General features: G+C 70.1%; 12 protein-coding genes. 10 read left to right on the forward strand and 2 right to left on the reverse strand.

What is annotated here, in order from left to right:
- Positions 1-30: 30 nt before the first annotated feature.
- Positions 31-1,197 carry a permease gene (locus tag A5700_RS15715; protein WP_082960575.1) on the reverse strand — a complete coding sequence of 389 codons (1,167 nt, stop codon included), beginning with the start codon at positions 1,195-1,197 and terminating at the stop codon, positions 31-33.
- Positions 1,198-1,453: 256 nt separating this feature from the next.
- Between A5700_RS15715 and sepIVA the strand changes: the two genes are divergently transcribed.
- The 4 genes from sepIVA (at position 1,454) to mutM (ending at position 4,445) form a co-directional block, all read left to right on the forward strand.
- Entirely contained in the window at positions 1,454-2,191 is a 738-nt protein-coding gene (sepIVA, locus tag A5700_RS15720) for a cell division protein SepIVA (protein ID WP_068072009.1), read from the forward strand.
- Between the two features lie 65 nt (positions 2,192-2,256).
- Positions 2,257-2,844 (forward strand): DUF177 domain-containing protein, encoded by a 588-nt coding sequence (locus A5700_RS15725; RefSeq protein ID WP_197502889.1) that lies wholly within the window; start codon positions 2,257-2,259, stop codon positions 2,842-2,844.
- Positions 2,841-3,554 carry a ribonuclease III gene (gene rnc, locus A5700_RS15730; protein WP_068072007.1) on the forward strand — a complete coding sequence of 238 codons (714 nt, stop codon included), beginning with the start codon at positions 2,841-2,843 and terminating at the stop codon, positions 3,552-3,554. The genes A5700_RS15725 and rnc overlap by 4 nt, the downstream gene beginning before the upstream one ends.
- 15 nt (positions 3,555-3,569) lie before the next feature.
- On the forward strand, positions 3,570-4,445 hold the full coding sequence (gene mutM / locus A5700_RS15735; protein WP_068072006.1) for a DNA-formamidopyrimidine glycosylase: 876 nt from the start codon (positions 3,570-3,572) through the stop codon (positions 4,443-4,445).
- Positions 4,446-4,448: 3 nt separating this feature from the next.
- On the opposite strand, the gene A5700_RS15740 is transcribed toward mutM, so the two are convergent.
- Positions 4,449-5,222: a PIG-L deacetylase family protein gene (locus tag A5700_RS15740; RefSeq protein ID WP_068072004.1), complete on the reverse strand. Its 774-nt coding sequence runs from the start codon at positions 5,220-5,222 to the stop codon at positions 4,449-4,451.
- 52 nt (positions 5,223-5,274) lie between these two features.
- Between A5700_RS15740 and A5700_RS15745 the strand changes: the two genes are divergently transcribed.
- The 6 genes from A5700_RS15745 (at position 5,275) to glnB (ending at position 13,093) form a co-directional block, all read left to right on the forward strand.
- The gene (locus A5700_RS15745) at positions 5,275-5,700 is read left to right on the forward strand and encodes an OsmC family protein (RefSeq protein WP_068072002.1); all 426 of its coding nucleotides are present in this window, start codon (positions 5,275-5,277) and stop codon (positions 5,698-5,700) included.
- Positions 5,675-5,980: an acylphosphatase gene (locus A5700_RS15750; RefSeq protein WP_068072001.1), complete on the forward strand. Its 306-nt coding sequence runs from the start codon at positions 5,675-5,677 to the stop codon at positions 5,978-5,980. Before A5700_RS15745 ends, A5700_RS15750 begins: the two co-directional genes overlap by 26 nt.
- Before the next feature lie 237 nt (positions 5,981-6,217).
- Entirely contained in the window at positions 6,218-9,820 is a 3,603-nt protein-coding gene (gene smc / locus A5700_RS15755) for a chromosome segregation protein SMC (protein ID WP_068204835.1), read from the forward strand.
- A gap of 35 nt (positions 9,821-9,855) precedes the next feature.
- Positions 9,856-11,178, forward strand: coding sequence for a signal recognition particle-docking protein FtsY (ftsY, locus tag A5700_RS15760; protein ID WP_068068238.1), 1,323 nt, complete (start codon positions 9,856-9,858; stop codon positions 11,176-11,178).
- Positions 11,179-11,369: 191 nt separating this feature from the next.
- The gene (locus tag A5700_RS15765) at positions 11,370-12,758 is read left to right on the forward strand and encodes an ammonium transporter (RefSeq protein ID WP_068068212.1); all 1,389 of its coding nucleotides are present in this window, start codon (positions 11,370-11,372) and stop codon (positions 12,756-12,758) included.
- On the forward strand, positions 12,755-13,093 hold the full coding sequence (glnB, locus tag A5700_RS15770) for a nitrogen regulatory protein P-II (protein ID WP_066909426.1): 339 nt from the start codon (positions 12,755-12,757) through the stop codon (positions 13,091-13,093). The genes A5700_RS15765 and glnB overlap by 4 nt, the downstream gene beginning before the upstream one ends.
- The last annotated feature ends 19 nt before the right edge of the window (positions 13,094-13,112 follow it).

Below are 13,112 nucleotides of genomic sequence, written 5' to 3' on the forward strand. Positions count from 1 at the left end.
GCTCCGCAACCCCGGCGCACAAAGCGCCCGTCAGTGGCACCCGTGCTCGTGCCCGGGATCGGGGGAGCCGCCCATCATCCGCAGCATCGGCGCTGCGCCCGAGGTGACGAAGCGGACGATCAACACTGCCGCGAGGAGAAGAAACGCGATGTTCAACCAGGTGGTGTAATTCCACGACACGGACGCTTCCATGACCGTGGCATTGCGTTGCCTCGGAATGAGACCCGTTGTGCCGAACAGTAATTCGACGAGGTAACCCGCGCACACCATGGCGGTGTAGAAGGTGCCCAGCAACGTCAGCGCCATCCTGGTGCCGTAGTACTTCCGGTAGATGTTCAGAATCGGCAGAATCAGCAGGTCGGCGTAGATGAACGAGATGACCCCGCCGAAGCTGATGCCACCGTTCCACAGCACTGCCGCCAGCGGCACATTGCCTATCGAGCAGACGAAGGACACGATCGCCACCAGCGGTCCGACGATCGGACCCCACAGCGCCGACCATCCGGGATGATCGGCCAAAAAGAAGCTCTGCCAGAAGCTTTCGGGCACCCAAGCTGCGATCGCGCCGGCGATGAGCAAGCCCAGCACCAGGTCGCGCAGGATCGCCAGCCACTCCATGACGAACACGTGTGACACCGACGTGAAGCCCTCCGCCGAGAACAGCCTTCGCCAGAAGGGGCCGTCCTTCTGGATCGACATGTCCATCGCCGCATGACCTTCCATCGACCCGGCGATGCCCCGGTCGGCCTGCTCGCGGGCCGCGTCGACCAATCGCGACCGCACGAATAACCGGAACAGCACGGCCAGCACCACGATCATCAGCGGCCCTCCGACGAACTCGGCGGCCGTGAACTGCCAACCCATCAGCAGCGCCAGGATGATCCCCAGCTCCACCACGAGGTTCGTCGAGCCGATCTCGAAGGCCATGGCGGCGGTGAAGTTGGCGCCCTTGCGAAACAGGGACCGCGCCAGCGCCACCGCGGCGTAGGAACACGATGACGACGCCGCGCCCAGACCGGCCGAGATCGCCAGCGTCCGGGGGCGATCGTCACCGAGCAGGGCCACCACCGTCGACCGTCGCACCACGGCCTGCACCACCGCCGACAGGGCGAAGCCCAGGATCAACGCCCACAGGATCTCCCAGGTCATCGATCCGGCGAGCGCCAAAGCGTGGCCGACCGCTGCCAACACCGTCACAGATCCTCCCTACGCGCTCGAGGGGCGCCACCTTCAGATCATACCGGGTGGGGGTATGCGAGGCAGGCCAACCGGCTGGACGACGGGCTCGTGGCCAGGCCGTTGCGCCGCCGCGCTCTCTAGAATGGCGGGATAGCACGGCTTTGCCCGGCGGGAGGGAAAAGCCCGACACACCGGTGTCGCCACCGCTGTCACAGTGATAACACCAGGCACACTGGTAACAACAGATCTTCGCAGACGCCAGGAGGGCATGGCTGTGTACCGAGTCTTTGAAGCGCTCGACGAGTTGAGCGCCATCGTGGAAGAAGCCCGCGGCGTTCCGATGACGGCCGGCTGCGTCGTCCCGCGCGGCGACGTGCTCGAGCTGATCGACGACATCAAGGATGCGATCCCGGGCGAGCTGGACGACGCGCAGGACGTGCTGGACGCGCGCGACTCCATGCTGTCCGACGCCAAGACGCATGCCGATTCCATGGTTTCCTCGGCCACCACCGAGTCCGAGTCGATGCTCAACCACGCCCGCGCGGAGGCGGACCGGTTGCTGTCCGACGCCAAGGCGCAGGCCGACCGGATGGTCAGCGAGGCCCGGCAGCACAGCGAGCGAATGGTCGGCGAGGCGCGCGAGGAGTCCATCCGCATCGCCACGGCGGCCAAAAGGGAGTACGAGGCCGCCGTCGGGCGCGCCCAGGCCGAGGCCGACCGGCTGCTGGAGAACGGCAACATCTCCTACGAGAAGGCCGTCCAGGAGGGCATCAAGGAGCAGCAGCGCCTGGTGTCGCAGAACGAGGTGGTGCAGGCCGCGAACTCCGAGGCCACCCGCCTGATCGACACGGCGCACGCCGAGGCCGACCGGTTGCGCGGCGAATGCGACATCTACGTCGACAACAAGCTGGCCGAGTTCGAGGAGTTCCTCAACGGCACCCTGCGGTCGGTGGGCCGCGGCCGTCACCAACTGCGGACGGCCGCCGGCACGCACGACTACGCCGTGCGCTAGGGACTCCGGACCGGGGCGGCAGCGGTGCCCTGGCGTTACGCGGTCGGCGCCGTAGGATTTGCCTTATGACGCGGCAGCACAGCACCACCACGCAGCGCCCTGCGGCCTCGCCGATGATCGTCGACATCACCCGGCTCGGGCGGCGCCCCGGCGCCATGGTCACCCTGCGCTACACCGTGCCCAGCCCGTCGCGCATCGGGCTGGACATGATCGCGATCGCGCAGGGCGCCCCCCTGGAGCTGGACCTGCGCCTGGAATCCGTGTCGGAGGGCGTCCTGGTGACCGGCACGGTGACCGCCCCGACCAGTGGCGAGTGCGCGCGCTGCCTGACCGCGGTCGACGGCCGCGTGCACGTCGCGATCACCGAACTGTTCGCCTACCCGAACAGCACCACCGAAGCGACCACCGAGGACGACGAGGTGGGCCACATCGTGGACGACAAGATCAACCTGGAGCAGTCGATCATCGACGCCGTGGGCCTCGAGCTGCCGTTCTCGCCGACGTGCACGCCGGACTGCCCCGGCCTGTGCCCCGAGTGCGGCGTCGCCCTGGCCGCCGAGCCCGGCCATCAGCACGAGCGCATCGACCCGCGGTGGGCCAAGCTGGCCGACATGTTCAGCCCCGAGGCCGACGGCCCGCGGGGGGAGCGGTGACCTCGCGCCAGGTGTTGCTCGACGCGCTGGGGGTGGGACTGTCCGACGAGTTGCTGTCGCTGGCGTTGACGCACCGCAGCTACGCCTACGAGCACGGTGGACTGCCGACCAACGAGCGCCTGGAATTTCTCGGTGACGCGGTGCTGGGCCTGACGATCACCGACGAGCTCTACCATCGGCACCCCGACCGGACCGAGGGCGACCTGGCCAAGCTGCGCGCCAGCGTGGTCAACACCCAGGCCCTGGCCGACGTCGCCCGCAAACTTTCCGACGAGGGCCTCGGCGTGCACCTGATGCTGGGCCGCGGGGAGGCGAACACCGGCGGCGCCGACAAATCCAGCATCCTCGCGGACGGGATGGAGTCGCTGCTCGGCGCCATCTACCTCGAACACGGCATCGACACCGCCCGCGAGGTGATCCTGCGGCTGTTCGCCGGGCTGCTGGACGCGGCCCCGACGCTGGGCGCCGGCCTCGACTGGAAGACCAGCCTGCAGGAGCTCACCGCTGCGCGCGGGTTGGGGGCGCCCTCCTACATCGTCACGTCGACCGGCCCGGACCACGACAAGGAGTTCACCGCGGTGGTCGTCGTCATGGACGCCGAATACGGCTCGGGCGTCGGCCGCTCCAAGAAGGAGGCCGAGCAAAAGGCCGCGGCCGCCACCTGGAAGACGCTGGAAGCGCTCGGCACCGCGGACAAGACGTCGGTCTAGGGTCGCCCGCGCCAGATGCCCGAACTGCCCGAAGTCGAGGTGGTCCGCCGCGGCTTGCAAGGCCGTGTGGTGGGCAAGACGATCACCGCGGTGCGGGTGCACCACCCGCGCGCGGTGCGCCGCCACGAAGCGGGCCCCGCGGACCTCACCGCCCGGTTGCTCGACGCACGCATCACCGGCACCGACCGCAGGGGCAAGTACCTGTGGCTGCTGCTCGACAGCGAGCCGGCGGGGCCGGCACCGGAATCGGACACCGCCCTGGTCGTGCACCTCGGGATGAGCGGGCAGATGCTGCTCGGGGAGGTGCCCCGCGCCGACCACGTCCGCATCTCCGCGCTGCTCGACGACGGCACCGTGCTGAGCTTCTCCGACCAGCGCACCTTCGGCGGGTGGTTGCTGGCCGACCTGGTGACCGTCGACGGCAGCGTGGTTCCGGCGCCGGTCGCGCATATCGCCCGCGATCCGCTGGACCCCCGCTTCGATCGCGACGCGGTGGTAACGGCGTTGCGCGCCAAGCACTCCGAGATCAAGCGGCAGCTGCTCAACCAGGAGGTGGTGTCGGGCATCGGCAACATCTACGCCGACGAGGCGCTGTGGCGGGCCAAGGTCAACGGCGCCCGCATCGCGGCCGCCCTGAGCCGACGCCAATTGGCGGCGGTCCTGGACGCCGCCGTCGAGGTGATGAGCGACGCATTGGCCCAAGGAGGAACGTCCTTCGACTCGTTGTACGTCAACGTCAACGGGGAGTCCGGCTACTTCGACCGCTCGCTCAACGTCTACGGCCGCGAGGGCCAGAACTGCTACCGCTGCGGCGCCGTGATCCGTCGGGAGAAGTTCATGAATCGGTCGTCGTTCTACTGCCCGAAATGTCAACTGCGCCCGCGTGTTTGAGCGTCAGTCGAAGATGTCGCGGCGCGTGGCGCCCGCGGGTAAAGTCGGGTCGACGAACCACTCGCGGCCGAATAGCATGCCGAACACCTGCGGGGGGAGCCGCAGCAGCACGTCGAAGGCACGCGCGGCGACCCCCGTCGTCCCGATCTGAGAGCGGTGTGCACCGAAGGCGTCCCGCTTTTGACGGGCGAACCGGAACACGTTGATCCGATGGGTGATGGTCGCCCGAGGCGCGTAGACCGTGCGCACGATGTCGGCGGGATACGGGCCGGACAGGCCCACCAGCCCGGCGAGATCGCTGATCCAGCACAGTAATTCGCGGGGCATGGTCGCTTCCAGCAGCCTCGGTGTCGCCGCGAGTTGGGCGGCCCGCTTTCCGACGTGGTGCACCTGGACGTGATCGCGATGACCGTAACCGCCGTTGGGCTGATAGCTCAGCAACAAATCGGCATCCTCCTCGCGCAGGATCTGGGCGAGCCGTCCCGCCGCCTCCTCGAGATCGGCCCGCCCGAACCGCACCCGGCCTGGCGGGTCGGGGTAGAACGCGGGGCCGTATCCGCTGTCGGCATAACCCAGGCATTCCACTCGTTGAGCACCCAGAATGCTTGCACTGGAATGTAATTCGCCGATACGGCCATTGTCCCCCTCGTGGACGCGGCCGTCGGTCGCCGCGACGACAACCACCCGGTGCCCGGCCGCCGCGGCCCGGGCCAGCGTGCCGCCGGTGAGCACCACCTCGTCATCCGGGTGGGCGTGAAACGCGATGACGGTGGCCATACGTGCAGTATGCCCAGTGCGTCGACGCCGCGCGGCCCGGTAGAAATGACCCATGACCGATTTGTGGGTAGAGCGCACCGGAACTCGCCGCTATACGGGTCGCAGCTCCCGTGGGGCGCAGGTGCTCATCGGCTCGGAGGACGTCGACGGCGTGTTCACTCCCGGCGAGCTGCTGAAGATCGCGCTCGCCGCGTGCAGCGGGCTCTCGAGCGACCTGCCGCTGGCGCGCCGGCTCGGCGAGGACTATCCGGCGGTGATCAGGGTGTCCGGCGCCGCCGACCGTGAGCAGGAACGCTATCCGCGGCTCGAGGAGACCCTCGAGCTCGACCTCTCCGCGCTGTCGCCGCAGGAGCGGGAACGCCTGCTCGTCGTCGTGAATCGGGCAATCGAGCAGGTCTGCACCGTGGGTCGCACGCTCACCTCCGGAACCGACGTCAGCTTCGAGGTCGCCGATGTCGGCTCCCGCGTCGGGTCCTGACGCCCGCCTCACCGCCTGGGTGCACGGCGCCGTGCAGGGCGTGGGTTTCCGCTGGTGGACGCGGTGCCGCGCGCTCGAGCTGGGCCTCACCGGTTACGCGGCCAACCAGGCCGACGGCCGCGTCCTCGTCGTCGCGCGGGGTCCGCGGGAGGCGGGGGAGAAGCTGCTGGCGCTGCTGGAAGGCGGCGAGGCGTGGCCGCCGAGGCCGGGCCGCGTCGACAAAGTGGTCGCGGACTGGTCGCCGCCCGGGGACCCGTTCGACGGATTCGTCGAGCGCTGAGCCCGCATCGGCTGCCACCCCAGTCACAGTGGCACCAACTTCGGCCCCGATGTATCAATTGCGAATCCGCTAGCGCTGGCGCTAGCGGATCGGGAAAGGCATCAGCACCCCAGAATCCGTGACTGATGGGGCTGCTGTGACCCCTGCGTCGAGCCTCCGTCACCGGCCGGTTTTCGACAGCTTCGACACCCCGCAGTGCGGCTGGCCCCGGCGATTTCAGCGGTAGTCTGGCTCGCCATGTACCTCAAGAGTCTGACGCTGAAGGGCTTCAAGTCCTTCGCTTCGCCGACGACTCTGCGGTTCGAACCGGGCATCACCGCGGTGGTCGGGCCCAACGGGTCGGGCAAATCCAACGTGGTCGACGCCCTGGCGTGGGTGATGGGGGAACAGGGCGCCAAGACCCTGCGCGGCGGCAAGATGGAAGACGTCATTTTCGCCGGCACCTCCTCGCGCGCCCCGCTGGGCCGGGCCGAGGTCACCGTGACCATCGACAATTCCGACAACGCGCTGCCGATCGAATACTCCGAGGTGTCGATCACCAGGCGGATGTTCCGCGACGGCGCCAGCGAATACGAAATCAACGGCAGCGGTTGCCGTTTGATGGACGTGCAGGAACTGCTGAGCGACTCCGGCATCGGCCGCGAGATGCACGTGATCGTCGGGCAGGGCAAGCTCGACGAGATCTTGCAGTCGCGGCCCGAAGATCGCCGCGCGTTCATCGAGGAAGCCGCGGGCGTCCTCAAGCACCGCAAGCGCAAGGAAAAGGCGCTCCGCAAACTCGACTCCATGCAGGCGAACCTGGCCCGCCTGACCGACCTCACCACCGAACTGCGCCGCCAGCTCAAGCCGTTGGGCCGCCAGGCCGAGGTGGCCCGTCGCGCGCAGACCATCCAGGCCGACCTTCGCGACGCCCGGCTGCGGCTGGCCGCCGACGACCTGGTCAACCGGCAGACCGAACGGGACGCCATCTTCGAGGCCGAGGCCGCCATGCGCCGCGAGCACGAGCAGGCCGCCGCCCGGCTGGCCGTCGCGTCCGCGGAACTGACCGAACACGAGGCGGCGGTGGCCGAGCTGTCGGTGCGGGCGGAGTCGGTGCAGCACACCTGGTTCGCGCTATCGGCGCTGTCCGAGCGCGTGGCCGCCACGGTCCGCATCGCCAACGAGCGCGCCCAGCACCTCGACGTGGAACCGCCGGCTCGCCGCGACACCGACCCGGACGCCCTGGAGGCCGAGGCCGAGCGCGTCGCCGTCGCCGAGCAGCAGCTGGTGGCGGAGCTGGCCGGCGCCCGCAGCCGCCTGGAGGCCGCCCGCGCCGACTTGGCCGAGCGCGAGCGCGAGGCCGCCGAGGCCGACCGCGCGCATTTAGCCGCCGTGCGCGCCGAGGCCGACCGGCGCGAGGGTCTGGCGCGGCTGGCCGGCCAGGTGGAGACCATGCGCGCCCGCGTCGAGTCGATCGACGACAGCGTCGCCCGCCTGTCCGAACGCATCGAACGGGCCGCCGCCCGTGCCCAACAGGCACGCGCGGAATTCGAGACCGTGCAGGGCCGCGTCGGGGAGCTCGACCAGGGCGAGATGGGGCTCGACGAGCACCACGAACGCACGGTGTCGGCGCTGCGGTTGGCCGACCAGCGCGTCGCCGAACTGCAGTCCGCCGAGCGCGACGCCGAACGCCAGGTGGCGTCCCTGCGGGCCCGCATCGAGGCGCTGTCGATGGGCCTCGAGCGCAAGGACGGCGCGGCTTGGCTCACCGAAAATCATTCGGGCGGTGGGCTTTTGGGGCCGGTCGCCAAGCTGGTCAAGGTCCGGCCCGGCTACGAGGCGGCGCTGGCCGCGGTGCTGGGCGCGGCGGCCGACGCGCTGGCCGCCGAGACGTTCGGCGCGGCCCGGTCCGCGGTCGCCGCCCTGAAGCAGGCCGACGGCGGCCGCGCGGCGCTGGTCCTGGGCGACTGGCCGGTGCACGACCCCGCGGCGCAGGGTGCGCCGCCCGCCGGCGCGCACTGGGCGCTGGACCTGATCGAGGCGCCGGCCCGGCTGCGCGGGGCGGTCACGGCCATGCTGTCCGGCGTCGCGGTCGTCGACGACCTGGACCAGGCGCTGGCGCTGATCGGCGCGCAGCCCCGCCTGCGCGCGGTCACCCTCGACGGCGACCTGGTGGGCGCGGGCTGGGTGAGCGGCGGCTCCGACCGCAAGCTGTCCACGCTGGAGGTCGCGTCCGCGATCGACAAGGCCAGCGCCGAGTTGGCCGCCGCCGAGGCGCAGGTCGCCCAGCTCAGCGCGGCGCTCTCCGGCGCGCTGACCGAGCAGGCCGCCCGCCAGGACTCGGCGGAGCAGGCGCTGGCCGCCCTCAACGAGTCCGACACCGAGATCTCGGCGATGTACGAGCAGCTCGGCCGGCTCGGGCAGGAGGCCCGCACGTCGCACGACGAGTGGAACGCGCTGCTGCGGCAGCGCGAGGAGCTGGAGTCCGGCCGCGCCCAGACCGTCGACGAGGTCACCGCGCTGGAGACCCGGCTGCGCAACGCGCAGGACACCGAGCACGTCCAGGCCGAGGAGCCGACCCACGCCGAGGTGCGCCAGCGGATCGCCGCGGCCGCCGAGGCCGCCCGCGGCGTGGAGGTGGAGGCGCGGCTGGCAGTGCGCACCGCGGAGGAACGCGCCAACGCGGTGCGCGGCCGGGCGGATTCGCTGCGCCGCGCGGCCGTCGCGGAGCGCGAGGCCCGGCTGCGCGCCCAGCAGGCGCGCGAGGCGCGGCTGCGGGCGGCGGCCGTGGCGGCGGCGGTGGCCGACGCCGGGCGGCTGCTGGGGCAGCGGCTGAACCGGGTGGTCGACGCGGCCGCCGGGATCCGCGACGCGCTCACCGCTCAGCGTCAGCAACGGTCCGCGGCCCTGGGAACGGTGCGCGACGAGGTCAACGCGCTGACCGCCCGGGTGGCCAAGCTCACCGACTCGCTGCACCGCGACGAGGTGGCCAACGCGCAGGCGGCGCTGCGCATCGAGCAGCTCGAGCAGATGGCGCTGGAGCAGTTCGGCATGGCGCCGGCAGACCTGGTCGCCGAATACGGCCCGCACGTGCCGCTGCCGCCCACCGAGCTGGAGCTGGCCGAGTTCGAGCAGGCCCGCGAGCGCGGCGAGCAGGTGGTCGCCCCCGCGCCGATGCCGTACGACCGCGCCGCCCAGGAACGCCGCGCCAAACGGGCCGAGCGTGAGCTGGGCGAGCTGGGCCGGGTCAACCCGCTGGCGCTCGAGGAGTTCGCGGCGCTCGAGGAGCGCTACAACTTTCTGTCCACCCAGCTCGAGGACGTCAAGGCCGCCCGCAAGGACCTGCTCGACGTCGTCGCCGACGTCGACGCCCGCATCCTGCAGGTGTTCAGCGACGCCTTCGTCGACGTCGAGCGGGAATTCCGGGAAGTCTTTACGGTGCTGTTCCCCGGCGGCGAGGGCCGGCTGCGGCTGACCAACCCCGACGACATGCTCACCACCGGCATCGAGGTGGAGGCGCGGCCCCCGGGCAAGAAGGTCACCCGGCTCTCGCTGCTGTCCGGCGGGGAGAAGGCCCTGACCGCGGTGGCCATGCTGGTGGCGATCTTCCGCGCCCGGCCGTCGCCGTTCTACATCATGGACGAGGTGGAGGCCGCGCTCGACGACACCAACCTGCGGCGGCTGATCAGCCTGTTCGAGCTGCTGCGGGCGCGCTCTCAGCTGCTCATTATCACCCACCAGAAGCCGACGATGGAGGTCGCCGACGCGCTGTACGGGGTGACCATGCAGGGCGACGGCATCACCGCGGTGATCTCCCAGCGCATGCGCGGCCAGCAGGTGGAGCAGCTGGTCGCCCCCTGATCAGTCGGCACCGGGCCGCTTGAAACAATGTGAGCGTGTCCCAAGGTCTTTGGATCGCCGTCGCGGTCGTCGTCGCCCTGGTCGTCATCATCGCGCTGGTCCTGGGCCTGCTGCGGTATCGCCGGCGGCGCATCAGCTTCTCCGAGCGGCCGCAGCCGGGCGCCCTCGACCGCTCCGGCGGCTACACCGCGTCGTCGGGGATCACGTTCACCCAGACCCCGACGGACCGGCTCGACACCAGTGGCCTGCCCGCGGTAGGCGACGACGCCACCGTTCCGCGGGACGCGCCACGGCGCACCATCTCCGAAGTCGAACTGCCCGAGCCGCCCGTCGTACCGGCACCCGAGGCCCCGGAGGCCCCGCCGGTCCCGGAAGCCCCGCCCGTCGCGGAGGCCCCGCCCGTCGCGGCCCCGCCGGCGCCCGAGATCGAGGAGATCGCGCCGGCCGAGGGCCGGTTGGAGCGGTTGCGCGGCCGGCTGGCCCGCTCGCAGAACGCGCTCGGGCGCAGCATGCTGGGGCTGATCGGCGGCGGTGACCTCGACGAAGACGCCTGGCAGGACGTCGAGGACACGCTGCTGGTCGCCGACCTCGGGCCGGTGGTCACCGCCTCGATCATCGGCGCGCTGCGGGAGCGACTGGCCAGCAGCGACGTGCGCACCGAGGCCGACGCCAAGGCCGTGCTGCGCGACGTGCTGATCAAGGAGCTGCAGCCGGGCATGGACAGGTCCATTCGCGCGCTGCCGCACGCCGATCACCCGTCGGTGCTGCTGATCGTCGGTGTGAACGGCACCGGCAAGACCACCACCGTCGGCAAGCTGGCCCGCGTGCTGGTCGCCGACGGTCGGCGCGTGGTGCTCGGCGCCGCCGACACCTTCCGCGCCGCGGCCGCCGACCAGCTGCAGACGTGGGCGTTCCGCGTGGGCGCCGAGGTGGTGCGCGGCGCCGAGGGTGCCGATCCGGCGGCCGTCGCGTTCGACGCCGTCGACAAGGGCATCGACGCCGGCGCCGACGTCGTGCTCATCGACACCGCCGGGCGGCTGCACACCAAGGTCGGGCTGATGGACGAGCTCGACAAAGTTAAGCGCGTGGTAACACGTCGCGCCGCCGTCGACGAGGTCCTGCTGGTGCTCGACGCCACCATTGGGCAGAACGGGTTGGCCCAGGCAAGGGTTTTCGCCGACGTCGTCGAGATCACCGGTGTCGTGCTCACCAAGTTGGACGGAACGGCCAAGGGGGGCATCGTCTTTCGCGTCCAACAGGAACTCGGGGTGCCGGTGAAACTCGTCGGGCTCGGCGAAGGGCCCGACGATTTGGCGCCGTTCGAGCCGGCCGCCTTCGTCGACGCGCTCCTGGAATGAAAGCCCTTACACGGCACACGCGACGTTAATCCTCACGAAACATGGTTGCTTCATTGCAGAAACAACCATTGCGCAAGGTTCTGGATCAGGCCATCAGGCATGTGTCTGACGGCCATTTCAGGGCCGACCGGAGGTGAAAGCGAGTGAGTTTCCCGCAATTGGGCCAACCCGATACAGGCGATACCGCCTGGATGTTGGCTAGTTCCGCCTTGGTGCTGTTGATGACGCCGGGGCTGGCGTTCTTCTACGGCGGCATGGTGCGCACCCGCAGCGTGCTCAACATGATCATGATGAGCATCAGCGCCATGGGTGTGGTGACCGTGCTGTGGGTGCTCTACGGCTACTCGATGTCGTTCGGCGACAGCAAAGGTGGCGTCGTAGGCAACCCGACCGACTACTGGGGCCTCGCGAAGCTCATCGGCGGCAACGCCGTCAAGGCCGACGCGAGCAAGGGCGTCGCGCAGGTCGACATCCCGTTGGCCGGCACCATGCCCGCCACCGTGTTCGTGGCCTTCCAGCTGATGTTCGCGATCATCACCGTCGCCCTGATCTCCGGCGCCGTGGCCGACCGGCTGAAGTTCACCGCCTGGCTGGTGTTCGCCGGGCTGTGGGCGACGCTGGTCTACTTCCCGGTGGCCCACTGGGTGTTCGCGGCCGACGGCTTCGCCTCCGAGCACGGCGGCTGGATCAACAACAAGCTGCACGCCATTGACTTCGCCGGCGGGACCGCGGTCCACATCAACTCCGGTGTCGCGGGCCTGATGCTCGCGATCGTCCTGGGCAAGCGCAAAGGCTGGCCCACGACACTGTTCCGGCCGCACAACCTGCCGTTCGTGATGCTCGGCGCCGGTCTGCTGTGGTTCGGCTGGTTCGGGTTCAACGCCGGGTCGGCGACCAGCTCCAACGGCTCCGCCGGCACCACCTTCATGACCACCACCATCGCCACGGCCACGGCCATGCTGGCCTGGCTGCTCACCGAGCGGATCCGCGACGGCAAGCCCACCACCCTGGGCGCCGCGTCGGGCATCGTCGCGGGGCTGGTCGCCATCACCCCGTCCTGCTCGTCGGTCAACGTGCTGGGCGCGCTGGTGGTCGGCCTGGTGGCCGGCGTGGTCTGCGCGCTGGCGGTGGGGCTGAAGTTCAAGCTCGGCTTCGACGACTCCCTCGACGTGGTCGGCGTGCACATGATCGGCGGTCTGACGGGCACCCTGCTGGTGGGCCTGCTCGCCGCGCCCGAGAGCCCCGCGATCAACGGCGTGACCGGCGTGTCCAAGGGCCTGTTCTACGGCGGCGGCTGGTCGCAGCTCGAGCGGCAGGCGGTCGGCGCGTTCGCCGTCCTCTTCTACTCCGGCATCGTCACGCTAATCTTGGCCTTGATCCTCAAGTACACGATCGGGCTGCGTGTGAGCGTCGAGGACGAATCGACAGGCATCGACGAGGCCGAGCACGCGGAGAGCGGCTACGATTTCGGCGTGATCGGCGGGCAGGGGTCGGTTCTTCCGGCGGCGCGGATCCCCGTGGATGACCGTAACGGTCTTGACGACCGGGCGGCCGACAAAGTGGAGGCAGAGCACTCATGAAGCTAGTCACCGCCATCGTGAAGCCATTCACCCTCGATGACGTCAAAACCAGCCTCGAGGAGGCAGGCGTCCTGGGGATGACGGTCAGCGAAATCCAGGGCTACGGGCGGCAGAAAGGTCACACCGAGGTTTACCGCGGCGCCGAGTATTCGGTCGACTTCGTGCCGAAGGTGCGCATCGAGGTCGTGGTCGACGACAGCATTGTCGACAAGGTCGTGGACAGCATCGTTCGGGCGGCGCGCACCGGCAAGATCGGTGACGGCAAGGTCTGGGTGAGCCCCGTGGAGACCATCGTGCGGGTGCGCACCGGCGAGCGCGGAACCGATGCGCTGTGACGGCCGTCGCGCATTGCTG

Origin of the sequence: Mycobacterium sp. E1214 (assembly GCF_001666755.1) — a bacterium.
Lineage (GTDB): Bacteria > Actinomycetota > Actinomycetes > Mycobacteriales > Mycobacteriaceae > Mycobacterium.

Bases quoted from the DNA above. Each gene is read 5' to 3' on its own strand.
- A5700_RS15725 (WP_197502889.1), top strand. From the start codon at position 2,257: ATGACGCGGCAGCACAGCACCACCACGCAGCGCCCTGCGGCCTCGCCG.
- A5700_RS15740 (WP_068072004.1), bottom strand. From the start codon at position 5,222: ATGGCCACCGTCATCGCGTTTCACGCCCACCCGGATGACGAGGTGGTG.
- A5700_RS15750 (WP_068072001.1), top strand. From the start codon at position 5,675: ATGTCGGCTCCCGCGTCGGGTCCTGACGCCCGCCTCACCGCCTGGGTG.
- smc (WP_068204835.1), top strand. From the start codon at position 6,218: ATGTACCTCAAGAGTCTGACGCTGAAGGGCTTCAAGTCCTTCGCTTCG.
- A5700_RS15745 (WP_068072002.1), top strand. From the start codon at position 5,275: ATGACCGATTTGTGGGTAGAGCGCACCGGAACTCGCCGCTATACGGGT.
- mutM (WP_068072006.1), top strand. From the start codon at position 3,570: ATGCCCGAACTGCCCGAAGTCGAGGTGGTCCGCCGCGGCTTGCAAGGC.
- glnB (WP_066909426.1), top strand. From the start codon at position 12,755: ATGAAGCTAGTCACCGCCATCGTGAAGCCATTCACCCTCGATGACGTC.
- A5700_RS15765 (WP_068068212.1), top strand. From the start codon at position 11,370: ATGTTGGCTAGTTCCGCCTTGGTGCTGTTGATGACGCCGGGGCTGGCG.